The sequence below is a fragment of the Nocardiopsis sp. CNR-923 genome (genome assembly GCF_001942255.1).
In the GTDB taxonomy this organism is placed as follows: domain Bacteria; phylum Actinomycetota; class Actinomycetes; order Streptosporangiales; family Streptosporangiaceae; genus Nocardiopsis.
Window position 1 is genome coordinate 82,128 of the sequence record NZ_MKKC01000055.1, and the last position, 25,637, is coordinate 107,764.

General features: G+C 71.6%; 17 protein-coding genes and 7 pseudogenes. 13 read left to right on the forward strand and 11 right to left on the reverse strand.

What is annotated here, in order from left to right:
- Nucleotides 1-38: 38 nt before the first annotated feature.
- Nucleotides 39-1,121, reverse strand: a pseudogene (gene plsX, locus BJF83_RS03615) (phosphate acyltransferase PlsX).
- A 403-nt stretch (nucleotides 1,122-1,524) separates the two neighbouring features.
- Between plsX and BJF83_RS03620 the strand changes: the two are divergent.
- Nucleotides 1,525-2,903, forward strand: a pseudogene (locus tag BJF83_RS03620) (KamA family radical SAM protein).
- A gap of 260 nt (nucleotides 2,904-3,163) precedes the next feature.
- On the opposite strand, the gene BJF83_RS03625 reads toward BJF83_RS03620, so the two are convergent.
- Both BJF83_RS03625 and BJF83_RS03630 read right to left on the reverse strand, forming a co-directional pair.
- Nucleotides 3,164-3,400: a DUF397 domain-containing protein gene (locus BJF83_RS03625; RefSeq protein WP_075925157.1), complete on the reverse strand. Its 237-nt coding sequence runs from the start codon at nucleotides 3,398-3,400 to the stop codon at nucleotides 3,164-3,166.
- A gap of 484 nt (nucleotides 3,401-3,884) precedes the next feature.
- Nucleotides 3,885-4,769, reverse strand: coding sequence for a helix-turn-helix transcriptional regulator (locus BJF83_RS03630; RefSeq protein WP_075925158.1), 885 nt, complete (start codon nucleotides 4,767-4,769; stop codon nucleotides 3,885-3,887).
- Nucleotides 4,770-5,086: 317 nt separating this feature from the next.
- Here BJF83_RS03630 and BJF83_RS30845 point away from each other — a divergent pair.
- Nucleotides 5,087-5,636 (forward strand): annotated as a pseudogene (locus BJF83_RS30845) (ATP-binding protein).
- A 148-nt stretch (nucleotides 5,637-5,784) separates the two neighbouring features.
- Nucleotides 5,785-6,150: an STAS domain-containing protein gene (locus BJF83_RS03640; protein WP_075925159.1), complete on the forward strand. Its 366-nt coding sequence runs from the start codon at nucleotides 5,785-5,787 to the stop codon at nucleotides 6,148-6,150.
- Nucleotides 6,151-6,214: 64 nt separating this feature from the next.
- Here BJF83_RS03640 and glmS read toward each other — a convergent pair whose 3' ends face one another.
- The gene (glmS, locus tag BJF83_RS03645; protein ID WP_075925160.1) at nucleotides 6,215-8,068 is read right to left on the reverse strand and encodes a glutamine--fructose-6-phosphate transaminase (isomerizing); all 1,854 of its coding nucleotides are present in this window, start codon (nucleotides 8,066-8,068) and stop codon (nucleotides 6,215-6,217) included.
- A gap of 376 nt (nucleotides 8,069-8,444) precedes the next feature.
- Between glmS and coaA the strand changes: the two genes are divergently transcribed.
- Together coaA and BJF83_RS03655 are read left to right on the forward strand one after the other, a co-directional pair.
- The gene (gene coaA / locus BJF83_RS03650) at nucleotides 8,445-9,350 is read left to right on the forward strand and encodes a type I pantothenate kinase (RefSeq protein WP_262391290.1); all 906 of its coding nucleotides are present in this window, start codon (nucleotides 8,445-8,447) and stop codon (nucleotides 9,348-9,350) included.
- A 187-nt stretch (nucleotides 9,351-9,537) separates the two neighbouring features.
- Nucleotides 9,538-11,648 (forward strand): annotated as a pseudogene (locus BJF83_RS03655) (HelD family protein).
- 52 nt (nucleotides 11,649-11,700) lie between these two features.
- Here BJF83_RS03655 and BJF83_RS03660 read toward each other — a convergent pair.
- Nucleotides 11,701-12,423, reverse strand: a complete 723-nt coding sequence (locus BJF83_RS03660; protein ID WP_075925161.1) for a DUF998 domain-containing protein — start codon at nucleotides 12,421-12,423, stop codon at nucleotides 11,701-11,703.
- A gap of 243 nt (nucleotides 12,424-12,666) precedes the next feature.
- On the opposite strand from BJF83_RS03660, the pseudogene BJF83_RS03665 reads away from it, so the two are divergent.
- A pseudogene (locus BJF83_RS03665) lies at nucleotides 12,667-13,577 on the forward strand (universal stress protein).
- 51 nt (nucleotides 13,578-13,628) lie between these two features.
- Here the strand turns inward: BJF83_RS03665 and BJF83_RS03670 are convergent.
- Genes BJF83_RS03670 through BJF83_RS03675 form a run of 3 tightly spaced genes read right to left on the reverse strand, consistent with a single transcriptional unit; the run spans nucleotide 13,629 to nucleotide 15,546 of the window.
- Entirely contained in the window at nucleotides 13,629-14,876 is a 1,248-nt protein-coding gene (locus BJF83_RS03670; RefSeq protein WP_316042193.1) for a ferredoxin, read from the reverse strand.
- Between the two features lie 8 nt (nucleotides 14,877-14,884).
- Nucleotides 14,885-15,085 carry a hypothetical protein gene (locus tag BJF83_RS30305; protein WP_316042194.1) on the reverse strand — a complete coding sequence of 67 codons (201 nt, stop codon included), beginning with the start codon at nucleotides 15,083-15,085 and terminating at the stop codon, nucleotides 14,885-14,887.
- Entirely contained in the window at nucleotides 15,082-15,546 is a 465-nt protein-coding gene (locus BJF83_RS03675; protein WP_075925162.1) for a hypothetical protein, read from the reverse strand. The genes BJF83_RS30305 and BJF83_RS03675 overlap by 4 nt, the downstream gene beginning before the upstream one ends.
- Nucleotides 15,547-16,211: 665 nt before the next feature.
- On the opposite strand from BJF83_RS03675, the pseudogene BJF83_RS30850 reads away from it, so the two are divergent.
- The 4 genes and pseudogenes from BJF83_RS30850 to BJF83_RS03700 all read left to right on the forward strand — a co-directional run.
- Nucleotides 16,212-16,697 (forward strand): annotated as a pseudogene (locus BJF83_RS30850) (hypothetical protein); the annotation flags it as partial.
- A gap of 172 nt (nucleotides 16,698-16,869) precedes the next feature.
- Nucleotides 16,870-17,580 carry a DUF4142 domain-containing protein gene (locus tag BJF83_RS03690; protein ID WP_262391288.1) on the forward strand — a complete coding sequence of 237 codons (711 nt, stop codon included), beginning with the start codon at nucleotides 16,870-16,872 and terminating at the stop codon, nucleotides 17,578-17,580.
- 165 nt (nucleotides 17,581-17,745) lie between these two features.
- Complete coding sequence (locus BJF83_RS03695) at nucleotides 17,746-18,921, forward strand: DUF1996 domain-containing protein (RefSeq protein ID WP_083678399.1); 1,176 nt, start codon at nucleotides 17,746-17,748, stop codon at nucleotides 18,919-18,921.
- A gap of 403 nt (nucleotides 18,922-19,324) precedes the next feature.
- Nucleotides 19,325-21,118 (forward strand): annotated as a pseudogene (locus BJF83_RS03700) (phosphoenolpyruvate carboxykinase (GTP)).
- Between the two features lie 309 nt (nucleotides 21,119-21,427).
- Here BJF83_RS03700 and BJF83_RS27320 read toward each other — a convergent pair.
- Nucleotides 21,428-21,592: a hypothetical protein gene (locus tag BJF83_RS27320; RefSeq protein WP_158070330.1), complete on the reverse strand. Its 165-nt coding sequence runs from the start codon at nucleotides 21,590-21,592 to the stop codon at nucleotides 21,428-21,430.
- Nucleotides 21,593-21,650: 58 nt separating this feature from the next.
- A complete protein-coding gene (locus BJF83_RS03705; RefSeq protein ID WP_075925163.1) occupies nucleotides 21,651-22,370 on the reverse strand; it encodes a GbsR/MarR family transcriptional regulator in 720 nt (239 codons plus the stop codon).
- 252 nt (nucleotides 22,371-22,622) lie between these two features.
- On the opposite strand from BJF83_RS03705, the gene BJF83_RS03710 reads away from it, so the two are divergent.
- From BJF83_RS03710 to BJF83_RS03720, 3 genes are all read left to right on the forward strand, one after another.
- Nucleotides 22,623-23,801 carry a cytochrome P450 gene (locus BJF83_RS03710; RefSeq protein ID WP_143831775.1) on the forward strand — a complete coding sequence of 393 codons (1,179 nt, stop codon included), beginning with the start codon at nucleotides 22,623-22,625 and terminating at the stop codon, nucleotides 23,799-23,801.
- A 2-nt stretch (nucleotides 23,802-23,803) separates the two neighbouring features.
- Nucleotides 23,804-23,998, forward strand: coding sequence for a ferredoxin (locus tag BJF83_RS03715; protein ID WP_075925165.1), 195 nt, complete (start codon nucleotides 23,804-23,806; stop codon nucleotides 23,996-23,998).
- Nucleotides 23,999-24,072: 74 nt separating this feature from the next.
- A complete protein-coding gene (locus BJF83_RS03720) occupies nucleotides 24,073-24,882 on the forward strand; it encodes a DUF4239 domain-containing protein (protein ID WP_075925166.1) in 810 nt (269 codons plus the stop codon).
- Nucleotides 24,883-24,893: 11 nt separating this feature from the next.
- On the opposite strand, the gene BJF83_RS03725 is transcribed toward BJF83_RS03720, so the two are convergent.
- Complete coding sequence (locus BJF83_RS03725; RefSeq protein ID WP_075925167.1) at nucleotides 24,894-25,616, reverse strand: hypothetical protein; 723 nt, start codon at nucleotides 25,614-25,616, stop codon at nucleotides 24,894-24,896.
- Between the last annotated feature and the right edge of the window lie 21 nt (nucleotides 25,617-25,637).

Here is a 25,637-nt window from a genome sequence, read left to right on the forward strand (position 1 = left end):
CGTACCGCTCCAGGGTCGCGACACCGCGGGGCGTGCGGTCATCGCTCCTCGGACTGGGCCAGGCGGTGCAGCCATTTCGGCGGGCGGTGGTGGACACGTCGGCGGATGCGCTCGCCGATCCGGCCGACCGCCAGGTCGTGCGCGAGCCCGCACGCGCGCGCCACGCCCCACGCGCGGCTGTCGCCGTGCGCGATCACCACGGTCCCGTTCAACCCCAGCAGCGCGGCCCCGCCGTAGGTCTCGCTGTCCAGCCGGTCCCGCAGCTCCCGCAGCGCCCTGCGCTGGAGGAAAGCCCCCACCTTCGCCGCCGCGGACGAGGTCAGCGCCTCGCGGAAGGCCTGCATCGCGAACGTGGCCGTGCCCTCCACCGACTTCAGCGCCACGTTGCCCGTGTGGCCGTCGGTCACCACCACGTCCACCCGCCGCTCCAGCAGGTCGTGGCCCTCGATATTGCCCTGGAAGTCCATGCCCTGTGAGTCATCGGCGGTGGCCGCCAGCAGCTCCGTGGCCCTGCGCACGAGCTTGTTGCCCTTGCCCGGCTCCGACCCGATGGTCAGGATCCCCACGCGCGGTCGTTCCACCCCGAACGCCGTGTGCGCGTAGGCGCACCCCAGGTGGGCGAACTGCACGAGCATCTCCGGTTTGGCGTCGGCGTTGCGCCCGCGTCCACCAGCACCGTCGGCGTCTCCCCGGTCGGCAGCGTCACCGCCAGCGCGGGTCGCAGCACGCCGGGCTGGGTCCGCAGGCGGACGGTGGAGGTCGCCACGACACCGCCCGTGGACCCGGCCGAGACGAGGGCGTCGGCGTCGCCGCGGCGGATCAGACGGCACGCGACGGCCGCGCTGGACCGGGGACGGCGCCAGCTGGCCAGGGCGCCTCGTGCATCGCCAGACTGTCCTCGGCGTGCACCACGGGGACCTCCCGCAGGGCGTTCTCCTCGGCGAGCAGCCGCGCGATCTCCGGGCGCGACCGACCAGCACGACCCGCAGCCCGAGTTCGCGGACGGCGAGCACCGCGCCCCGGACGATCTCCGCGGGCGCGTGGTCGCCGCCCATCGCGTCCACCGCGACGATCGGCGGGGTCGTGCGCGGCGCCACGGGAGCGTCGGATGTGCCACTCAACTCGGTGTGTCCTTCACGGGTGGGGTCGGTGGTCGGGCGCGCGCGGCCCCCGACGTTCGCGCAGGTCGCTCGGGATGGCCCGGAGACGCGCGTCGCACGCGGTGCGGGTGTGCGCGGCGGGCCCGCAGACACGGTATCGGGTCGCCCGGGGACGTCTGGGTTCTGTGGGTTCGTATCCTCGTGCGAGGATATTTCCCGTATGTCCAGGTCAGGGCTGGATGTTGCGGTTGGTGGGTACAAAACCCCTTGTCCGGGTATACCCGCTTGCCGGTCCGGGTGTTCGAGCGACACCCGGACCGACCCACACACTGAATTTCCGTCACAGGTGGACCTCCGATGTCCCCGCACACCGGACCCGCCTGATCAGGGCTGCTCGGCGGTACCCCGTCACGGCCCTGCACGTATGCAGGAGAGGAGAGGCGTGAGCGTAACGCCAGACGCGGCACTGTCCCCGTCCGCCGGACGTCGGTTTCGTGCCTACACGACGAAACACCTCGACGAGCTCACGGCGCGAGCAGGACTCGACGCCGACGAGCGGCTCGCGGTGCAAGCGGTGGCCAACGTGCTCCCGTTCCGGGTCAACAGCTACGTCGTCGACGAGCTGATCGACTGGGACGCGGCACCGGACGATCCGATCTACCGGCTCGTCTTCCCGCAGGCCGATATGCTGCCCTCTGGCGATGTCGCCAGGATCGCCGATCTGATCCGTTCCGGCGCCTCGCGCAAGGAACTCAACGAGGCCGCCAACCGGATCCGCGCCGATCTGAACCCGCACCCGGCGGGCCAGATGGACCTCAACGTGCCCAAGACGGCCGACGAGGAGCCCATCCCGGGCGTGCAGCACAAGTACAAGGAGACGGTTCTCTTCTTCCCGAAGCAGGGCCAGACGTGCCACGCGTACTGCACGTACTGCTTCCGCTGGGCGCAGTTCGTCGGGGACGCGGACCTGAAGTTCGCCTCCAGCGAGATCGACCAGCTGGTCGAGTACGTCCGCGGCCACCCCGAGGTCACCAGCGTCCTCTTCACCGGCGGCGACCCGATGATCATGGGCGAGGGGGTGATCTCCAAGTACATCGAGCCACTGCTGGAGATCGAGCACCTGGAGGCCATCCGCATCGGCACGAAGGCCCTGGCCTACTGGCCGCAGCGCTTCGTCACCGACCCCGACGCCGACGACACCCTTCGCCTGTTCGAGAAGGTCGTCGCCTCGGGCAAGAACCTGGCGTTCATGGCGCACTTCTCGCATCCCAACGAGATGCGTCCGGAACTCGTGCAGGAGGCCGTGCGCCGTATCCGCTCGACCGGCGCCGTCATCCGCACGCAGGCCCCCCTGATCCGCACGATCAACGACGACGCGGCCACGTGGGAGAGCATGTGGCGCACGCACCTGCGCCACGGCATGGTCCCCTACTACATGTTCGTCGAGCGCGACACGGGGCCGCAGGACTACTTCGCCGTGCCGCTCGCGCAGGCTACGAGATCTTCCGCCGCGCGTACCGTAACGTGTCCGGCCTGGCGCGCACGGTCCGCGGGCCGTCGATGTCGGCGACCCCGGGCAAGGTCTGCGTCGACGGCGTGACCGAGGTGGCGGGCGAGAAGGTGTTCGTCCTGCACTTCATCCAGGCGCGCGACCCCGAACTGGTCGGCAGGCCCTTCTTCGCCAAGTACGACGAGAAGGCGGCCTGGCTGTTCGACCTCAAGCCCGCGCTGGGCGCGACCCACTTCCCGTGGGAGAACCCGCCCGCGGCGGCCAACGGGCTGGTGGACCCCACCCGCCTGTAGGCGCCGCGTGTGGTGAACGCGGAGCCCGGCACCGTTCGCGGTGCCGGGCTCCGCGCGCGTCCGGACCGTGGACGGCGGCCGCTGGGAGTGGGATGGGCCGACGGCCTGGACGCTCTCCGGGCAGGTCTTGGTGTGGGGGAGGGCCCGGGAAGCGTGGACGATCGGGAGAGTGTCCACGGGGCCGAGGCTGGACCGGGGGGACGGGGCAGGGTCGGTACGGGCTCTCGGCGGGATCGGCCGGGGAGGCCGAACGGGGCGCGTCAGGCGATCAGGGCGTCGAAGTCCCCGGTCTTGGCGCCGTTGACGAAGGCCTTGATCTCGGCCGGGGTGTAGACCAGCGCGGGGCCCTGCGGGTCGCGGGAGTTGCGCACGGCGATGTCCCCGTCCGGGAGCGTGGCGATCTCGACGCAGTTGCCCTCCGGATTGCTCCAGCTGCTCTTGATCCAGACGACATTCGGCAGATGGCTCGCGGGAACACCGTTGTGGATCGGATCCATGTCAACCTCCTGGAACTTCGGGGACTCATGAGCGGGTGTCCGTACGCGACTGTCCAGTGCGTCGCGCCCGTCGCGGACGAACCACCGGCTCCTGCCGGGCGGATCGGGCCTGGCGTTCAGGATGACCCGTGATCCGCGCGGGTTCGTCTCGTCCTTGGTGCGGCCAAAGCGTAGCTCATGCACGTGCAGACGTGATTACATCCGTAAGTACGGGAGGATGAACCCGGGGTCACGCGCGGATGTCGTCGCATGTCATGCCTTACGCGGGTGCGCGCGGGACGGTTCACACCGCGCGGATCGTGTCCGAGCCGTGGCCAGAGTCGGTCATTTGAGAACAACAATCCCAGGAGTGAGCATCTCACAGGGAATGCGTCCGCTTCCACACAGCTACCGAGGGTGATGACAGTGGGCGCACGGGCGTCGAATCCCGGTGTGGACCGTGCCGGGGCGTGTGCCGCGGACACATGCCCTGCTTGGCGACGTCCTAGGAGTACCGCTCCAGGAACCCGCGCAGGATGCCCTCGGTCTCGTTCGGCGGAGGAGCCTGGGTGGCGAGGTGGTCCATCGTCTGGGCGTAGCGGTGGGTGTCGTCGTACTTGTCGAAGTACAGCGCGCTGCTCAACTGCTCCAGGTAGACCACGTCGGGCAGTTGCGGGGTGGGGAAGCGCAGGATGCTGAACGGGCCGCCGGCGGCGGCGTGGCCGCCCATGGCGAAGGTGGCCACCTGGATGGTGATGTTGGGTCGGCGCGTCATCGCGATGAGGTGCTCGATCTGGCCGCGCATGATGTCGTCGTCGCCGTAGGGTCGGTGCAGGACGGCCTCGTCGATGACCGCCCACAGCCGTGGCGCCTGGGATTCGGCGAACCGGCGCCGCCGGTGCATGCGCATGTTGACGCGGTTGGTCACGTCCTCCTCCGAGGTGGCGGTACGCGACAGGCGGATCACGGAGCGGGCGTATTCCTCGCTCTGGAGCAGCCCCGGCACGAACTGGACCTCGAAGGTGCGGATGACGGAGGCGGCCTCCTCCAGGCCGATGTAGACCCCGAACCACTGGGGGAGGACGTCACCGTACTTGTGCCACCACCCCTGGGCATTGGCGCTGGAGATGAGTCCGAGAAGCGCCTCTCGCTCGGCGGGATCGTCGACTCCGTACAGTTTCAGCAGGTCGTCGACGTCACGAGGCTTGAAACTGACCTGCCCCAGCTCCATACGGCTGATCTTGGCGTGCGAGGCGCGGATGGCGTAACCGGCGTCGTGGCGGGAAATGCCCCTGGACTGGCGCAGGCGGCGGAGCTGGCTCCCGAGGAGAATGCGCAGCACCGTGGGGCCGCCACTGGAATTCGCCAGGAAATCCTGAGTGACCTGCATATTCTCTGCGCGGTCGGCGACCACGTCACCCTCCCTGTAGCGGCTTCGGCGCTGGCGACCGCTCAGTATACCCAGAGGTCACGCACGTGGACAGGGGTGTACGTATCGGGTTCGAGCGATGCGAGGCACCACTGTGCCCGCCGTAATCGTGTGTACCGGAGAGTGAATTCTTCACCGGGGATCTACCGTTTCGGGCTCTTCGTCCTATAGTCTTGCCAACCGTTGCGCTGCACGTGCATCCGTAACTTACGGATGTAAGCGACGTTGACCACGTCGGACAGGGCCGCGTGAACCGACATCACCACGTGAGGACCGTGATGAACGCAGAGCTGGTGTCCTCGGGGGTCGACTCCGAGGCATCCTGGAGCCGTCCGTCGCTCTCGGAGGCGACCGGCGGCCTCCTGGGCGGTTGGTGGGAGTCCACGCTGGGCCGTCTGGACACGGGGGAGCGCGCGCGCATGTCGGACGCCGTGGCGGCCGCCTTCGGGGCCACGCCCGACTCCGTCCGCGCGGCCCGTGAGCTCGCGGCCGGCGCGGTCCAGGAGTGGGGGGTCCCGGAGGTCGGCGACGATCTGCGGTTGATCGTGTCCGAGCTGGTCGAACGCGTGCCGGCACGCCGTTCCCGACGGTCAGCCGCCGGAGGAGACCCGGGTCCTCCTGCAATTGAGACATCTGTGCGCGCGGCGGCAGGTCGTCTGTATGGTCGCCGACCAGGTGGAGCGCGGGCCCGTGAAGGTGGAAGCGCACCATTTCGCGGAATCGGGGCGTGGCCTCGGCCTCGTCGCCGCGTTCAGCCGGACATGGGGATGGGATCCGGTCCGGGGCGAAGGAAAGATCGTTTGGGCGGTTTGTGGTGGTGAAGACTGAAATACGTCCCCTCCTGTCCGTATAACGGTCATCCCCTGCCTCTGGGGCACAACAGTCCCGCCGTTCGGGCGGAGTAGGCTGTCAGCGCATGTCGGGATTTGCCCGACGGCGTTTCGATGAGAGTCCTCTCCGAGCCCGGGAGCGAGGCGTGACCGTGCTGGACATGGAACGAGGTCAGTTCGCGTGCGGTGGGACCACCGTGGTCGAACTGGACGGCGAGATCGACCTGGCCACGGCGGACCAGGTGCACGACAGTCTCGTGGCCGCGACGGCGCGGACGTGCGTGATCGCGGACCTGGGCGCGGTGGAGTTCATCGACGCCTCCGGGGTCAACGCCCTCATCGCCGCTGTCCACGCCGCCACCAGGGCCAAGCACCACCTGGTCCTGGCCGCGCCGCCCCGGCAGCTCTCCCGGATCCTCGACGTCCTGTCGCTGCACGGCGTGCTGCCCACGCATGCCGACGTCGTCGACGCCCGCGCCGCCCACGACCGCACCGCCACCCGAACGCGTTGACGGGGCGCGTCCGGCGGGGACGGACACCCCCGGACGCACCCCGTCGCCTCCGTGCTCGCGGCGGCTACTCCACGGTGACGCTCTTGGCCAGGTTGCGCGGCTGGTCCACGTCGTTGCCCTTGGCCAGGGCCAGTTCGCACGCGAAGACCTGCATCGGGATCGTGGACACGATCGGCTGGAGCAGGGTTGGCACCGCCGGGATCTCGATGAGCACGTCCGAGTACGGCCGCACCGACTCGTCGCCCTCCTCCGCGATCACGATGGTGCGGGCGCCGCGGGCGCGCACCTCCTGGATGTTGGACACGATCTTGTCGTGCAGCACGCTGCGTCCCTGGGGCGAGGGCACCACGACGACGACCGGCAGGCCGTCCTCGATCAGTGCGATCGGGCCGTGCTTCAACTCGCCCGCCGCGAACGCCTCCGCGTGCATGTAGGCGAGCTCCTTGAGCTTGAGCGCGCCCTCCATCGCCACCGGGTAGCCCACGTGTCGGCCCAGGAACAGCACGGTGTCGGCGTCCGACAGCGACCGCGCCAGTTCCCGCACCGGGTCGACGGTTTCGAGCACCCGCTCGACCTGCTGCGGCATCGTGGCCAGCTGCGCGATGACCGCGTCGATCTCGTCGCCGAACTTCAGCCCCCGCACCTGCGCCAGGTACAGGCCGATGAGGTAGCACGCGGCGAGCTGGGTCAGGAAGGTCTTGGTCGCGGCGACGCCCACCTCCGGACCCGCGTGCGTGTAGAGCACGCCGTCCGACTCGCGCGGGATCGTCGACCCGTTGACGTTGCAGATCGCCAGCACGCGGGCGCGCTGCTCGCGGGCGTACCGCACCGCCATGAGGGTGTCCATGCTCTCGCCGGACTGCGAGATGGCGATGACCAGCGTCTGCTGGTTCAGGATCGGGTCGCGGTAGCGGAACTCGCTGGCCACCTCGACCTCGCACGGGATGCGGCACCAGTGCTCGATGGCGTACTTGGCGATCAGGCCCGCGTGGTAGGAGGTCCCGCACGCGATGATCACGATCTTCTCGACCGTGCGCAGCTCCTCGGGGGTCAGCCGCATCTCGTCGAGGGTCAGCTGGCCTTCGGCGGTCACGCGGCCCAGGAGGGTGTCGGCCACGGCCTGCGGCTGCTCGACGATCTCCTTGAGCATGAAGTAGTCGTAGCCGCCCTTCTCGGCGGCCGACGCGTCCCAGTCCACGTGGTACTCGCGCACGTCGACGGGGGCGCCGTCGTAGTCGGTGACGACGACGGAGTCGGCGCGCAGCTCCACGACCTGGTCCTGGCCCAGCTCGACGGCCTCGCGGGTGTGCGCGATGAACGCCGCCACGTCGCTGGCCAGGAAGTTCTCGCCCTCGCCGCGACCGACGACCAGCGGCGAGTTGCGGCGCGCCGCGACCACGAGACCGGGGTCGTCGATCGAGGTCGCCACCAGCGTGAAGGCGCCCTCCAGACGGCGGCACACCGCGCGCATGGCCGCGGCCAGGTCGCCGTCGCCGCGCCGCCTGAGCTCGGTGGCGAGCAGGTGCGCGGTGACCTCGGTGTCCGTCTCGGAGGTGAACTTGCAGCCCAGGTCCTCCAGTTCGACGCGCAGGGCGGCGAAGTTCTCGATGATGCCGTTGTGCACCACGGCCACCCGGTGGTCGTTGTCCACGTGGGGGTGGGCGTTGACGTCGTTCGGCGCACCGTGGGTGGCCCAACGCGTGTGCCCGATCCCGGCGCCGTCTCCGTCCACGGGGTGGGCGTCCAGCGCTTGGCGCAGGTTGGCGAGCTTGCCCGCCCGCTTCTCGGTGTGCAGGGCGCCCTGACCCTGCACCGCGACACCCGCGGAGTCATATCCGCGGTACTCCAACCTCGCGAGGCCGTCCACGACGACCTGGAGCGCCGGTTGCGGCCCGACGTAGCCAACGATTCCGCACATGAGCGCCAGCGTAGGTGAAATCGGATGCCGAATCGACCAACCAGCACCCATACCACTCGCCATTTTCGCAGGTAACGGTATAGACCATTTGGTGCAAGAGGGGTAGACCGCGCAGGTGGGGGGCGGGGCCGTGACGCAGAGTGGAACCGTACTCGCGCGTCGGAACCGGGAAAATTTCCTGGTACGCCAGGAGCGTGAACGTGTGTTTTCGGGCACGTTCCCATCACGGGGCGGGTGGGCGGCGCACACGCCCTGGGCAGGACGAGCATCCGCCGCACACGCTCTAGGGGGACCGGCCGCCCGGGGCGCTCCGAGGGCCGGACTAGTGTGGTCAACCGTGTCTTACGCGACGAAGAACGGCGTCTGCTCGCCGTACGTGGAACTCGACAGAGCGGCCTGGGCCGCCCTGCGCGCCTCCACGCCGCTGTCCCTGACCGAGGCGGACCTGGCCGTGCTGCGCGGCACCACCGACCCGACGTCGCTCGACGACGTGCGCGACGTGTACCTGCCCCTGTCGCGTCTGCTCAACCTCTACGTCGGCGCCACCCAGCAGCGGCACGCCGCCGTGCGCGGCTTCCTCGGCGAGGCCGACCGGCCCTCGCCGTTCATCATCGGCGTCGCGGGCAGCGTCGCCGTCGGCAAGTCCACGACCGCCCGTCTGCTGCGCTCCCTGCTCGCCCAGTGGCCCAACCACCCCAACGTGGAACTGGTGAGCACCGACAATTTCCTCCACCCGAACGCCGTTCTCCAGGCACGGGGGCTGATGCGCCGCAAGGGGTTCCCCGAGAGCTACGACCGCCGCGCGCTCGTGCGCTTGGTGTCGGAGATGAAGGCGGGCGCCGAACGCATCGACATCCCCGTCTACTCCCACCTGGCCTACGACGTCGTGGCCGGCGAGCGGCAGACCGTCCGCCGCCCGGACATCCTCATCGTCGAGGGCATCAACGTCCTCCAGCCCGCGACCGCCGGGCGCCTGGCGGTGGCCGACTTCTTCGACTTCTCCATCTACGTGGACGCCAAAGTGGAGAACATCCGAAGCTGGTACATCGACCGCTTCCGGGAGCTGAGGCGCACCGCGTTCGCCGACCCGCGCTCCTACTTCCACCACATGGCCACGACCATCGGCGAGGACGAGGCCCTGGAGTTCGCCGCCAACACCTGGCGCACGATCAACGAGGTCAACCTGGTGGAGAACATCCGCCCGACGCGCGGCCGCGCCACCCTGGTCCTGTTCAAGGGCGACGACCACCGCGTCCAGAGGGTCCGCCTGCGCAAGACCTGACCACCGCCGCTTGCCGACGGCGTCCGGCGGCGCTAGGGTTGGCCCCTTCTTCATCCGGCCGCGCCCCTTCCTGGGTGCCGTGTGCTGTGACGGATCGGAACGAACCGGGCCCCTGAGGCGACCGGGGCGGGACCCGCGCACGCGCGTGGCCGTGCCATGTCCCGCCTAGCACCTCCGAGGTCCGTGCATGACCACGACCGATTCCTCCGACGTGCCCGCGAGCCCCGAGCTCCAGGCCGAACGCGACCACCTCGCCGCGGCCCGCGCCGCGCTGACCCGCATGCGGGAGGAGGTCCAGGGCACCGCCCTGATGCTCGGCGACGTCGTCAACGACAAGGTCACCAACGCCGCGCTCCGGCGCGGCCGGGAGCGCCGTCTGGCCGCCCTGGCCGACGTGCCCGGCGCCCCGTTGTTCTTCGGGCGTCTCGACTTCGACCCCGGCACCGTCTTCGCCGACGACGACACCGGGCCCGCCGACGTCCCCGACCGGGTGCACGTCGCCGCCGCCACGTCCACGACGCCGACGGCCGACCCTTGGTCCTGGACTGGCGCGCGCCCCTGTGCGTGGCCTACTACCGGGCCTCGCCCGCCGACCGGATGGGCGTGGTCAACCGCCGCCGCTACGGCTTCGGCGGCAGCGGCGTGGAGGCCGTCCTCACCGCCTTCGAGGACGAGCCGCTCACCGTCGAGGACGCGGGCGCCGCCACCGGCGACCTGCTCGCCGCCGAGATCGAGCGCCCCCGCACCGGCCCGATGCGCGACATCGTCGCCACCATCCAGCCGGAGCAGGACGACCTGGTCCGCGCCCCGCTGGAGACCACACTGTGCGTCCAGGGCGCGCCCGGCACCGGAAAGACCGCCGTCGGCCTGCACCGGGTCGCCTTCCTCCTGTACACCGAACGCGATCGCCTCGCCCGCTCCGGGGTCGCGATCATCGGCCCCAACCGCTCCTTCCTCTCCTACATCCGCGACGTCCTGCCCGCGCTCGGCGAGGTGGACGTCGCCCAGACCACCGTGACCGAACTCCTCACCGCCGACTTGCCCGAACGCGCGCGCCCCGCCGCCGGGTGGGTGCGCCGCACCGAGGAGCCCGCCGCCGCGCGGACCAAGGGCGAGGCGCGGATGGCCGAGGTCCTGCGCCGCGACCTGTGGTCGCACCTGCGCGCACCCGAGGAGGCCGTGGTCGTCCGTCGGGGCGCCCGCCGCTGGCGCCTGTACCCCGAGGACCTGCGTCCGCTCCTGGACGAGTTGGCCGAACGCGGTGTCGCCTACGGGTCGGGCCGTGAGCTGCTCTCACACCGCATCGCGCACGCCGTGCTGTCGCTCATGGAGGCGGCCGGCGAGGTGTGCGACGACCGCACACACGCGCAGGTGCGCCGCGACCCCGCGGTCAGGTCGGCCGTGAACGCCCTGTGGCCCAAGGTCGACCCCCTCAAGCTCGTGCTGGGCCTGCTCACCGATCCCGAACGCCTCGCCCGCGCCGCCGACGGGCTGCTCACCCCGGACGAGCAGGCCGCCGTCCTGCTGCCGGGGCGCCCGCGCGGACCCCGTTCGGCGCTCTGGTCGGAGGAGGACCTGGCGCTGGTGGACGAGGCCGCTGGACTGGTCGAGCGCCCCGCGGGCCTGGGGCACGTCGTCGTGGACGAGGCCCAGGACCTGAGCCCGATGCAGTGCCGTGCGATCGGCCGGCGCTGCGTGTCGGGCTCGCTGACCGTGCTGGGCGACATCGCCCAGGGCACCAGCCCGTCGGCGGCGAGGAACTGGTCCACTCTCCTGGAGCACCTGGGCAAGCCCACCGGCCACCTGCGCGTCCTGAACCGCGGCTACCGCGTCCCCGCGCAGATCATCGACTTCGCGGCCCGCCTGCTGCCCGTGATCGCCCCCGGTCTGGGCGTGCCCAGCGCGGTCCGCCGGGCGGAGGGGGCGTTGACCGTCTCCTCCACCGAGGGGCCGCTCGCCGCGGCCGTCGCCGAGGCGTGCCGGGACGCGCTCAAGGGACAGGGATCGGTGGGGCTGATCGCGGCCGACCGCGAACTCCCGGCCCTGTGCGAGGCCCTGTCCGCCGAGGGCCTGTCCGTCCCGCTCCTTGGCGAGGCCGATCTCGACGCCGGCCGACTCGTGGCCGTGCCCGCGAGCCTGGCCAAGGGTCTGGAGTTCGACGCGGTCGTGGTCGCCGAACCCGCCTCCGTGGTGGCAGCCGAGGAGCGCGGGGCGAACCGGCTCTACGTGGTGCTCACCCGCGCGGTGAGCACCCTGCACGTGGTCCACACCCAGCCCCTCCCCGAACCGCTCGGGTGAGGTCGCGGACCGGGGCCCGTGTCCGTCGTGGCGGTGGCCGGGTCCCGGTCCGTCAGTTCGCGATCCGCGCCGTCCGTCCGCCGTGCGTCCGTCTCCACGGGCCGGGGATGATCCCCGCGGCCAGCAGCCAGAGTGCGACGGTCACCAGGTGCGCCCGTTCCAGCAGTCCCAGGGCGACCCCCGGGTCCCCGTCGCCCGCGGACCAGAACCGCACCCCCGCCAGGACCAGGACCGCGGTGGCCGTGACCGCCTGGAGTCCGGCCATGACCGCCACGAACAGCCACGCGGGATCGCTAGCGCGCCACCGGTTCACCGTCAGGGCGACGACGCTCAGCAGCGCCGCGACGACCGCGGCCACCGACAGCAGCGCCTGCGCGACCGACGCCCCGTGCGCGCCCTCGGCCAGCGCCTCGGCGGCACACGCCACGTCCGTGGACACCGGGCAGGGGCCGGGCATCAACGACGTGGCCAGGGAGGCCGCGCCGAAGGCCCCCATCGACCACCAGGAGACCCGCAGCCAGCGCCGCGTCTGCCTCGCGCCCAGGGACAGCCCCAGCGCCGCCGCCACGATGACCAGGATGGACGCGATGCGGTGGGTGGTGTCGAGGAAGCGGCCGAAGGTGGTCCCCGGCTCGGCCAGCGCGCCCTGCGCGGCGCCTCCTCCGGGAAGGACGACCTCCGCGACCCACAGGCTGAAGACCACGGCCGCGGCCACGGCGGCGACCCTTCCGTCGCGGTAGTCCCAGTGCAGACTCGCGGTGCTCGTGTCAGGCATGGCGCCCTCCGGTTCCGCTGACGGCCCTCTACTCCTCCATGGGACGTGGCCGGGTGTGTTCACGTTCCGTCCTGCGACGGGAAGCGGCTCGTTCCCGAACCTACGCCACCCAACTCGCGGCGGCACCGTTATCCACAGGAGTGTGTTGTCGCGCCATGATCGGAAAGAGGGAAGGATCGGACTCCGCGCGGAACCGTCGGGAACCGCGCCGCGATGGGTATGACCGACAGGAAGGCACACGTGATGGACGGTGCGGCCACGACCCGGTGGCTGATCGTGGGTGTGGACGGCAGCGACTCCAGCAGACACGCGCTGGAGTGGACCGCCCACCAGGCCGTGCTGCGCGGGCTCGGGCTGCGGATCGTCGTCGCGGCCAGCTCCCCCGCCACAGTCGGCGTGTTCGCCGCCCCCGTCCCCGGGGAGGAGCCCCAGCCCGTGGACGGGGCCGACGCCTCCTCGGCCGAGAGCCTGCTGGCGTACGCCGCCGACTGGGTTCGCCGACTCTTCCCGGAGTTGGAGGTGGACTCCCGGCTCTCGTGCGCCCGTCCGCTGGACGCCCTGCTCGCGGAGGCCGCCGATCCGGGCGCCGCCGCGGTCGTGGTCGGGTCGCGCGGGCTCAGCGGGTTCCTCGCGGCGTTCGTGGGGTCGGTGGGGATCGAACTGGCCGCCCGGTCGCCCGTCCCCGTCGTGGTCATGCCGCACCGGCACGCCTCCGCGCACGGCGTCCGGGGGCGGGTGATCGTCGGCGTCGACGGGTCCGAGCCCAGCCGCAGGGCGGTGGAGTTCGGCTTCGCCCAGGCGGAGTTCGCCGGGACCGAGTTGGTCGCGGTGTGCGCCTGGCAGCCCCTGGTCGCCTTCGCCGCGGCGACCGGTCCCATTCCTCCGGAGCTGTTCGACGACACCACGGCGGCCGAGGCCGCGCGCCAGTCCCTGGAGGAGGAGCTCGCGACGCGCGTCTGCGGCACCCGGGGGTGAGCGTGAACCCGCGCGTGGTGCGGGCCCATCCTGTGGTCGCGCTGTTGGAGGAGGCGACCCCCGCCGACCTCGTCGTGGTCGGTTCCCGGGGGCGCGGCGGCGTGCGCGGGCTGCTGCTCGGGTCGGTGAGCCACTCGGTCCTGCACGGGGCGAGGGGGCCCGTCGCGATACTGCGCTGACCCCGGGCGGCCTCTCCACGCCGGCTCCGTCCCGGTCGGCCGACGCGGCCCTCAGCCGCGGGCGCGCAGGCGCAGCGCCAGCTCGGGACACATGCGCACGGCCAGTTCCGCGTCGCCCGCCAGGGTGTCCGGGACGAGGACGTCCCGATCCTGCGGGTAGCCGTTCCGATCGAGCCGCATCAGGTCCGGCAGCAGCTCCGCGCACAGGCCGTGGCCGTCGCAGCGCGACCAGTCCAGGTGCAGCCGGGTCCCGCTGTCCACCGGTTCCGCCGGCAGCGGCAGTTCACCGGCGGCGGGCCGCCCGCACCCTCCGGTGAGCGCGTGCGCGGACACGTCCTCGGCGAACACCACCAGCGCACTGCGCGCGAACACCGCGCTCCCGTCGGGGTGGGCGCAGGCGCCCTTGCCCTCGCCCGCCTCCGCCGCAGCCAGCACGGTCTCCGGCTCGCCGTCGCCGCCGACCAGCGCGGCGAAGGACTCGGCCAGGGCCGGCAGTCCGCGCACGCACGGCCCGCACTGGCCCGCGCTCTCCCCGGCCAGATAGCGCAGCACCCGTTCGACCTCCCCCAACGGACACGTCGAACCGGACAGGGGCAGGACGACGCCCGCGCCCAGGGTGCCGCCCACCTCCGCCATGCCCGCACGGGACAGGCACGCCCGGGCGACGACGTCGGGGGTGAGCCAGGCCCCGTGGTAGCCGCCGACGAGCACGGCCTGCCCGGGGGAGACGTCGCACAGGTGCAGGACCTGGACCAGGGGGGTGCCGGCGGGCGCCTCCACGACGACGGATCCGCCGACCGTGAGCAGGACCGTGCCCGGTTGTTCCGCGGTTCCCACCGACGAGTACCGGTAGGCGCCGCCGAGGGCGAGCAGCGCGGCGTGCGCGTAGGTCTCGGCGTTGGACAGCAGGGTGGGCAGCCCGGCGACCCCGTACTCGCTCGCGCGCCGCGGCTCGCCGGGCGGGATCGGCGCCCCGCCGTTGACGGCCTGGACGAGGGCGCCCGCCTGCCCGGACACGAACCGGTGCGGTGTGCGGACCATCCGGAAGATGATGGCCGACCGGCGCTCGGCCACCGCCGCGCGCAGCGACTCCTGGGCCGGGTCCTCGTCGGCGCCGGGCACACGGCGGTCCGCGACCCCGACGACCACCTCGGGCGCCCCGAGGGCGCGGGCGGCCAGTTCGGCGCCGTCGAGCACGAGGTGGGGGAGGCGTTCGAGCAGCATCCGGTCCTTCGCGCTGCCGGGTTCGCCCTCGGCGGCGTTCACCACCACGCGCGCGGGCGCACGCCGGCGGAGCACGGACCGCATCACGGCCCGGAGCTTGCGGGCGAAGGGGAACCCGGCGCCCCGCGTCCGCGGAGGGCGCCGAGTTCGGTCAGGACGACGAGGTCGTCGGCGGTGATCCCGGGTAGTTCGCCGTGCAGGCGTACGTGGGTGCCGTGGTCGACGCGCTGGTGTTCGTCCAGTCCCAGGGTCAGTCGCGGACGGCCGACGGTCAGTGTGATCACGGGTGTCGCTCCGGGTGCGGGGACGGGCGTGCGGCTGGTTTCGGGTCGGGGGCGGGCGGGGTCAGGAGTTCGGATGCGGCCCGATCGCCCGCCCGCTCGGCGATCTCGGGACGTGTGGTCACCACCAGCCGCAGGACGAGGGCGGCGCAGACGGCCAGGAGGCACAGCAGGTAGCCGATCACGATCCAGGAGGAGGGCGCCCGTCCCGCGGTCAGCCCGTGCACCACGGCCATCGGCCAGCAGAGGTAGACGGTCAGGTGGATCGCGCGCCACGTCCACGAACGCGACGTCCCGGCGAACCTTCCGCGCATGACGCCCGTGACCGAGACAACGATCAACAGATCAGTGGCGATGATCCCGTAGGCGACCGCCGTGTCCGCTCCGAACGGGAGCACGGAGTGCGCCGCGTTCAACCGGGTGAACGAAATCTGCAGGACGACGTGGGGAAGGAGGAAGCCCATGGAAATGAGCGCCGCGGCCTTGTGGGATGATTGGTGGATTATTCGCAGACGTGGGGTGCTGATAATCCGGTCCGTGGCGATAATGCCAAGGGTCATTGTCACAGTGAGTCCGACAAGGGATATAGCGCCCGAATAGGTCCACAGGAGATCCTGGACGACACGGGCCACGGCGAGGCTTTCGGGGGCCGCCAAGGCCAGGAGGGTGTTCGCCGCGACCGCTCCCACCAGAAACGACACCCACTTCCACGGGCGTGGGCGGTGTGGTCGGCGACTGCGGATCAGATGTCTGACACCCAGCGTACTTCCGCGGGTTCTGCGGTTTCTTTCGAACATGCTGTCCACCTCTGTTCTGCGCCGCGCGGTGTGCGTCCGCACGGCGCGACCGAATTGGTGGGAGGTTCGCGAGTCACGCTCGTGGCGGCCGAAGGTAGCACCGGACGGCGGTCTCCGCCAGGTGTTCCCGGGTTTTCCTCTGACGGTTCCCGGTTGTCAAGGCCTCGGTATAATTTTTTCTTCCGGCAAAACCCCAGTTCAGAAGTGAGATCGGTGAAATCGCGCACGGGGGAATGCCGCTCGATCCGATCTTCCGCGCCATACTGTCCGGCAGCCGGGCTATCACGGTCAGATAAAGACGCCCGGTAACCGAGCATGAGTGGGAGAGGCATGTGAACACGGAGGCGAAGGGGGCCACCGCCCTCGGTCTGACCCTGTTCCTCCTGGTCACCGGATGCTCCACCGGCGACCTCGCCGTCGAGCCCGCCGGGGGCGACCCCGGCGGCGAGGCCTCCGCCGGCGACGGCGCGTCCGCACCCGACACGGGCGGCGGTGACGTCGTCGCCCTCGGCACCGTCTGGGACGACCGGTTCGGCGACATCCTCACGGACGGGGACGGCAACGTCCTCTACCGGTTCGCCGACGACCCGCAGAACCAGTCCTCCTGCGTCGACGGATGCGCCGAGAACTGGCCCCCGCTGGCCGTCGGCGACGAGGGCGCGCCCGTCAGCGTCGAGGGCGCGGCCACGGCCGACCTCGTCGCCACGGTCGAGCGGGACGACGGGTCGTTACAGGTGGCCTACTCCGGATGGCCGCTGTACACCTACGCCGGCGACGCCGCCCCGGGCGACGTCAACGGCCAGGGCGTGGCCGAGGCCTGGTACGTCGTCGCGCCGGACGGCGGGATGGTCACCGCGGCCCAGGAGGGGGCCGACGGCTCCAGCGACGGCTACGGAACGGACGGCTACGGTTACGGTGGCGACAGCCGCCCGCCGCCCTCCCGGAACGTGACGGCCCCGGGTGCCCCCGCCCGATCCGGGCCTGATCGCGGTGGCTCTCCGCAGCACCCAGCGCCGAGGCGAGGGCGTCCACCGCGCCGAGCCGGGCGACTCCTCCCACGGGGGGCGGGTGCGTTGGCGGTTCCCCCGTTCAGTCGAGCTCCTCGGCGTGGTCGGCTTCTTGGTCATCGCGTCGATGACGGTGTTCATGATCGCCCCGAACGGCTCCACGAGTGTCGCGGGTGTGTTCTGGAACGACTGGGTCAGCACGGAGTCCGGCCCGCTCGGCCCGGCCGACGTCGACGCCCTGATCCGGGTGCGCCAGGCCGGTCTGTGGGAGATTCCCGTGGGCCAGCAGGCCCAGGACCGGGCCCAGCTCGACCGAGTCCGCGAGGTGGGCGCGATCCTGGCCGAGGACCACACGCTCATCGACGAGCAGGTGCGCGACCTCGCGGCGCGGCTCGACGTGCGTCTGCCCAACGCCCCCACCCAGGACCAGCAGCGCTGGATGGAGGAACTGTCCGAGCTGTCCGGGGCCGAGTACGACCAGGTGTTCGCCAACCGGCTGCGCGCCGCGCACGGCGGGGTCGTCCAGGTCCTGGCCGAGGTCCGGGCCGGGACGCGCAACGAACTCGTCCGATCCTTCTGCCAACACGCGATGCTCATGGTGCTGAGACACATCACACTGCTGGAGAGCACCGGCCTGGTCGAGTACGAGGAGCTGCCCGCGCCGCGTCCTCCGGAGCGGCGCCCGCTGCCCTGACCGGTGCGGACTCCCGGAGACCACTCCCCACAGGGGCCCGGAGGGGCACTGGGCGCACCCCGCCCTCCCCGGTCGCGCCCGCCCCCTTCGGGCCCCGCCCCTCTTCCCGGTCCATCCCGCCGCGCCCGGTGCGCACCGCGCGCCCGACCACGAAGGAGAACGAACATGGCGAACGAACGACCCCGTCGATCAGGGCCGCGACCGTCGAGGCGGTCCCGCGCACGGAACCGGACCCGTGTCCTCGGCGCGGCGGCGGCCCTGCTGCTGGCCGCCGCCGCGGTGACGGTCGTCCTCACGGACGGAGGTTCCCCGACGGAGGGAAGCCTGGCCTCGAACGAGGCGGGCGGTCCCGGGGGTTCCGACGACCGCAGCCAGGGCCGCCGTGACCGCGAGCGCGGTCGCGGCCCGTCCGAGAACGACTTCGTCGACATCCGGCAGGCCCCGCCGCGGGAGCGCGAACCCGAACCCGGCCGGTCCGCGTCGACCGGCGGGTTCACCGTCGACTGCGGTGTCAACGCGAACGGCCTGCGCAACTCGGAGAACGTCATCGTGGCCCCTGGCGTGCCCAACGGAGCCCAGCACACCCATGACTACGTGGGGAATCAGGACGTCAACCGGTTCACCGACGACGTCGCCGCCAACAACGCGATCCTCGCCCAGGGGGACACGACCTGTGCGGGCGCAGACCGGTCGGTGCACTACTGGCCGGTGCTGCGCGACACGACCGGGGAGGACGACGACGCGGACCGGCCGGGTGGCGGCCTGGACGGCAACGTCGGACGAATCCTCACCCCGTCGTCGGTGACCGTCGAGTTCCTCGGCAACGCGCGCGGGCCGGTGGCCGGGATGCCGCAGTTCCTCCAGATCATCACCGGCAACGCCCGCGCCGGCACCCAGGACGGCGCGAACGCCAACGCGCTGTGGACGTGCACGGGGTTCGAGGACCGCGCGTTCACCGACCGCTACCCGCTCTGTCCCGAGGGCAGCGACGTCGTGCGCGTCCTCGACTTCCCCAGCTGCTGGGACGGCGGGAACATCGAGAGCGAGGACAACCGCTCGCACATCGTCTTCCCCGAGGAGGACGGCGGCTGTCCCGAGGAATTCACGGCGGTGCCGCGCCTGCGCCACACGCTGGTGTACCAGGTGCCCGACGGGCCGAACTTCGCCGTGGACGGATTCCCCGAGGAGCGGCACGACCCGGTCACCGACCACTCCGACCACATCAACGTGATGCCGCGCGAGCTCATGGCCGAGGTGGTCGACTGCCTGAACGAGGGCCGGGAGTGTTCCCGGTCCCTTCCCAGTCCCGACCTCGGTTCGCCAGCGGGAATCGGCCGCTGACCTGCCCAGCAGTTTGCCCGTAATGTCGTCCGCCGGGGGAGGACGGGCCGTCGCGTGACGCCGGACCCCGGGGCGACAGGTCCAGAACGTGTGCCCTCCTCCATGCGGTCGGTCCGTGTGACGAACAGCACGGTGTGTCGTCGCAGGTGGGCCTGCTGGGGCACGTGCCCTGTGTGCTGGGAAAAGTGACGCGCGCCCGACTCCGCACACGTTCTCACATCTCCAGCTCCGGCGTGCCGGTGCACGACCCGAACCCCTTGCTGTGCAGTGGAATCCGAAGCCTCACGTCCACACGATTAGACCATTGGCCTATACCAATTGGTCACTATGGGCCACCGTCGTTCATGATGCGAGAGATCTCGATCTTCGAAGAGGAGCGGCTGTGACTGACGTGGGTATCGATGTGGGCGTCGCCCCGACCGACCATGAGGAGCTCGTCTCCTGGGTGCGCGAGGTGGCCGAGCTCACGCAGCCGGACGCGGTCGTGTGGTGCGACGGGTCCGAGGAGGAGTGGACCCGTCTCACCGACCTGCTCGTCGAACAGGGCACGTTCACCCGGCTCAACCCGGACAAACGGCCGAACAGCTTCTACTGCGCCTCGGACCCGACCGACGTCGCCCGCGTGGAGGACCGGACCTTCATCTGCTCCGAGCACGAGGAGGACGCTGGCCCCACCAACAACTGGATCGCTCCCGACGAGATGCGCGCCACCTTCGGCCAGGTCTTCAAGGGCGCCATGCGCGGCCGCACGATGTACGTCGTGCCCTTCTGCATGGGCCCGCTCGGCGGCGAGATCTCCCAGCTGGGCGTCGAGATCACCGACTCTCCCTACGTCGTGGTGTCCATGCGCGTCATGGCGCGGATGGGGTCGGCCGCCCTCCGGCTGATCGAGCGGCGCGGCGAGTTCGTCAAGGCCGTCCACTCGGTCGGCGCGCGTTGGAGCCCGGCCAGGAAGACGTGCCCTGGCCGTGCAACGGCACCAAGTACATCTCCCACTTCCCCGAGACGCGCGAGATCTGGTCCTACGGGTCCGGCTACGGCGGCAACGCCCTCCTCGGCAAGAAGTGCTACGCGCTGCGCATCGCCTCGGTCATGGCCCGCGACGAGGGCTGGCTCGCCGAGCACATGCTCATCCTCAAGGTCACCCCGCCCGAGGGCAGGCCGCACTACATCGCGGCCGCCTTCCCCAGTGCCTGCGGCAAGACCAACCTCGCCATGCTCCAGCCGACCATCCCCGGCTGGAAGGTCGAGACCGTCGGCGACGACATCGCGTGGATGCGCTTCGACTCCGAGGGCCGGCTCCGCGCGATCAACCCCGAGGCGGGCTTCTTCGGCGTCGCGCCCGGAACCGGCGTCGAGACCAACGCCAACGCCGTCGAGACCCTGTGGGGCAACAGCGTCTTCACCAACGTCGCCCTGACCGACGACGGCGACGTCTGGTGGGAGGGCCTCACCGAGGAGCCGCCCGCGCACCTGACCGACTGGAAGGGCCGCGACTGGACGCCGGACTCCCCCGAGCCCGCCGCCCACCCGAACTCCCGCTTCACCACCCCGGCCGGCAGGCGCCGACCATCGCCCCCGAGTGGGAGGACCCGGCGGGCGTGCCGATCTCGGCGATCCTGTTCGGCGGGCGCCGCGCCACCGCGGTCCCGCTGGTCACCGAGTCGCTGAGCTGGCGGCACGGCGTCTACCTGGGCGCCAACGTCTCCTCCGAGAAGACCGCCGCTGCCGAGGGCACCGTCGGCGAACTGCGCCGCGACCCCTTCGCCATGCTGCCGTTCTGCGGCTACAACATGGGCGACTACTTCGCGCACTGGCTGCGCGTGGGCGCGGGGGCCGACCAGGCCAAGCTGCCGACGATCTTCTACGTCAACTGGTTCCGCAAGGACGCCGACGGCCGCTTCGTCTGGCCGGGCTTCGGCGAGAACAGCCGCGTGGTCAAGTGGATCGTGGAGCGCCTGGAGGGCCGCGCCGACGCGGTCAGCACCCCGATCGGCAACGTGCCGACGCCCGACGGGATCGACACCGAGGGCCTGGACCTGTCCGCGGGGGACCTGGAGTTCCTGCTCTCCGTGGACCGCGACATCTGGAAGCAGGAGGCCGCCCTGGTCCCCGAGTTCTTCAAGACCTTCGGCGACCACCTTCCAGTGAGCTCTGGGACGAGTACCACGCACTGCTGGACCGACTCGGCCAGTAGCCGTCGCGCCGGCCCCTCTTCCGCGCCCGGGGCCGGCGCCGAGGGGCCGCGGGCCGTGTGGCGCCCGTGCCCCCTCGCCGAGTCCGGGGCCCCGTCGCGGGATGTGCCGCGTGGAACTCAGGGGCCGATGCGCATCGATGGACCAGGAGCGAGACGCGGGTGGAGCCCATCCGCGAGGTGCGCGACCGGATCGCCCACGCCGTTGACCGTCCGGACCCGGACGACGCGACCACGGTGGCCACGGGGCGGGGCGGGGCGCCGCGGTCAGCCCGCCCGGGCGCTCGGACCGGCGGCGTGCCCCCGGGCCCCTCACTCCTGGACGCGTTTGATGGTGCGCACCCGGTCGGCCGCGATGCGGAAGACCACGCCGATGCCCTCCTTGGTGAAGTCGACGAACATGCCGACGGTCATGAAGTGGTCGGCCTCGACGTCGACGGTGTCGCTGAACCCCTCGTTGATCCTGAACGTCGCCATGGCGTCTTCCCCCGATGGCGCTGAGCACGGGTACCGGTACTCACCAGGGTAGACCCGGTCACCCCCGACGCTCGGCGAGCACCCGCCGCCAGTGCTGGACCGACTGGAGCAGGTCCTCGTTGATGTGCGCCAGGAACGCGCCGACCGTCGTCAGCCGGTCGCCGCCGGGCGTCCCGGCGCCGAGGGCGGCGCCGCCCCGGCGTGCGGCCTCCGCCAGTCTGACGTTGGCCCGCACACTGGCCAGCATCGACTGGAACCAGACGTCCTCGTCGACGACGTACCGGTCGCGCCGCCCCCCGGGCTCGCGTTCTCGTTTGAGCAGGTCCTGGTCCTCCAGATAGCGGACGGCGAGGGAGACCGAGGCCGGGCTGACCTGGAGCCGCCGGACCAGTTCAGCGGTGGTGACGCCCGCACCGTCGGTCATGCACAGGACGGTGAGCACCCGGGCCACCATGCGGGAGACCCCCGAGTCGACCAACGCCTCCGTGAACTCCTCCTCGGACGCGCGCACCGCCTCGGGGTCGCGTCCGCGGTGGACCGTGTCCTGCGGCGGAGGGTGCGGACCGGTCGCCCGCCCGCGTCGGCGCGCCCGTCGGTCGGTCGACCGCTGGGCCCGACCCGGGCGGTAGGCGGCGCGCCCGCCGTTGCGCGCCACCTCGCGGCTCACGGTGGAGGTCGGCCGCCCCAGGCGCCTGGCGATCTCGGCGTACCCAAGCCCGCGCGCCAGCCCGGCGGCGATGCGTTCACGCTCCTCCCGGGTGAGCCGTCCTCCCGGCATCGGTGTCCCTCCCTCGGCGCGGCGTGCCCCCAGTATTGCGTCGGAGATCAGCCCATTGCAATTGATCAGGGCTGGAGCATTGCGTTCAAGCTCATCACCATTGCAATCTTCGTCGCGTCTACCTTTCTATATTGGCAATATAGCCAAAATTCGCGTTGACTGATCATTGAACGCAACGTAATTTTTGTGGACGTTGAAGTTCCGTGCCAGAGGAGGCGCCCCGTGACCGACACCCTTCCCCCTCCGATCCCGATGCCCGACATGCGGCCCACGGCCCTCCCGTACGGTCCGTCAGAGGAGCTGACCCGGCTGCGCACGGAACGGCCGCTGACCCCCGTGACCTTCCCCGACGGACACGTCGGCTGGCTGGTCACCGGGCACTCCCTCCTCCGCGCGGTCGTCGCCGACCCCCGGTTCAGCTCGCGGCAGGAGCTGGCGCACATGCCCGTCGTCAAGGCGGAGGGGGCCACGCACATTCCCCCGGCGCCGCCCGGCATGTTCATCAACATGGACGCGCCCGAGCACACCCGCTACCGCAGACTGCTCACCGGGCGGTTCACCGTCCGCCGCATGCGACAGCTCGCCGAGCGGGTCGAGCGGATCGCGGCGGAGCGCCTCGACGCGATGGAGCGCGGCGGCCCGACGGCCGACCTCGTCGAGGCCTTCGCCCAGCCCATCCCCGCCCTGGTGATCTGCGAGCTGCTCGGGGTGCCCCACGACGACCACGAGACGTTCCAGCGCCAGGCCGCGGCGCTCAGCGACCACGGTGTCCCGCTGGAGGAGGTGCTGGCCGCGATGAACGGCATGGGGGCCATGATGCACGACCTCGTCGTGGCCAAACGGGCCGAGCCGACCGACGACCTGCTCAGCGACCTGACGGACAGCGACCTCACGGACGAGGAGCTCACCGGCATCGGCTTCCTGCTGCTCGGTGCGGGCCTGGACACCACCGCCAACATGCTCGGACTGGGGACGTTCGTCCTGCTGACCCACCCCGATCAGCTCGCCGCGCTGCGCCGCGATCCCGGCCTCGTCGACGGCGCGGTCGAGGAGCTGATGCGGTATCTGAGCATCGCGCACACGGGGCTCCGGGTCGCCCTGGAGGATGTCGAGCTCGGCGGCCACCTGATCAGGGCCGGACAGTCCGTGGTCCTGTCGGCCCCGGCCGCCAACCGGGATCCCGACAAGTTCCCCGATCCCGACACCTTCGACGTGCGCCGCAAGGCCACGGGGCACGTGTCCTTCGGCCACGGCGTCCACCAGTGCCTCGGCCAGCAGCTTGCCAGGGTCGAGATGCGCGTCGCCCTCCGCGCGCTGTTCGAGCGCTTCCCGACGCTCAGGCTGGCGGTCCCACCCGAGGACGTGCGGGTGCGCGATGACTCCGACATCCACGGCGTGCGCGCCCTGCCCGTCACGTGGGACGAGGTGTGACCATGCGGCTCTTCGCGGATCGCGGCCTGTGCGTCGGTTCCGGCATGTGCGTGTTGACCGCCCCCGGGGTGTTCGACCAGGACGACGAGGACGGTCTGGTCGTGGTGCACGGCGACCCCGACGGGCGGGGCGACGCGGCGGCGCTCGGCCGCGTGGTGGACGCGTGCCCGTCGGGGGCGATCACCTTCATGCCCTGACCCGGAGACGTCGGAGTCGACAAACCGGGGTGTTTCCTCTTTCCCTCCTGGTGGAGTCCCCGCCCGTGTTACGCATGGTGCACCAGCCCACCACCATCCCCCGGGGGGAAACCGTGACGTTCCTTCTCGTCCTGTCCGTACTGGTCGCCATGGTCGTCGGCGCCGTGCTCGCCGTCTGGAGATTCGGCGTCAGCGACGAGTACTCCGGTGGAGCGGTCGGCGTCGTCGTCGCCCCGTGCGCGCTCGCCCTCTACCTCGTCGCGGCGGCGATGGGCGTGGTGATCGGCTGGGAGGACTTCAAGGCGGCCCAGGACGGCACGGTCTCCGAGGCGGGCGCGGCCCAGTCGCTGTACTGGAGCACCACCGCCTTCCCCGACGCGGAGGGGGAGCACGTCCGTGCGCAGCTGCGCGCCTACCTGACCACGGTCGTCGAGGACGACTGGCCCCGAATGGCGCGCACCGGCGAGCTGAGCCCCGAGGGCGACGAGGCGCTCGCCGATCTGGCCGCGTCCGTCCGGGACCTGTCCGTCTCCGACACGGGAGACGGCCTGGATCGGCTCACCGCCCGCCAGGAGCTGACCAACCTGAGCGACGCCCGCATCGAGCGGGCGGACGCCGCGGGCGACACGATCCCGCCCGTTCTGATGGTGATCGCCGTCATCTCCGGTGTGGCCGTCGCCGTGCTGCCGTTCGCCATGGTCCGGCGGGGCGCGCGGGCGGCCTACTTCTGGGCGGCGGTCAACCTGGCGTTCGTCTTCGGCACCATCGCCTTGCTGTTCTACCTCGGCACGCCCTACAACGACGTCCTCGCCACCGACGCCGGAGGGATGGAGGACACCCTGGCGGCCTTCGAGCGCACCGACCGCGCGCTCGACGCCCGCTGAGCCCCGGTCCGTCAGCCGGTCCGCCGCGCCGCGGCCCGGCCCGAACCTGCGGCGGCCAGGGCGGCGACGACCCCGACGACCACCATGGTGCGCGTGGGGGTGAAGGCTCCGGCCACCCCGTGCCCGCCCGGACCGGCCATGTCCGCGAGGATCCGCTCACGGACGGGCTCGGCCGCCTCGGGCACGGCCGCCGGGGACGCGGACGCCTCCAAGGGCGGCTCCGACGACATCGCCTCCTCGATCTCCGCGGGCGCGGGCGTCTCGGGGGAGGTGTCGGGGGCGGCCCCCTCCCGCCCGGCCTCGGCCGGCGGTCGGCGGCCGATGGGCTCGCGGTCGTCCACGGGCGGGAGCCCGGGGTCGACGGGCGTGGCGGGGTCGGACGGCCCTGGGCGCTCTGGGCGCTCTGGGTGCTCCGGGCGCTCTGGGGCGGGGTGTTCAGGGGAGGCGGGCTGACAGGGCGGGGCCTGACCGGCGCGCACGGTGACGCGCACCCCGTTCGCGCACACCAGGACGTAGGACCCGGAGCGCACCTGGATCCGCGTGTCAGGCGCCGTCACGTCGACCCCGCCGGGGCCCACGCCCACGCTGGCCGCGCCGCTCTCCACGCGCACCCCAGACGGGCTGACCGACACGGAGCCGTCGGTGTCCTGGGCGGTCGCGGCCGCGGCGGAGCACGCGAGGACGAGCCCGCTGACGGCCGTCAGAGCGGGCAGTGCACGTCGGGAGGGGGGCATGTCACTCCTCGTGGCGTGGCC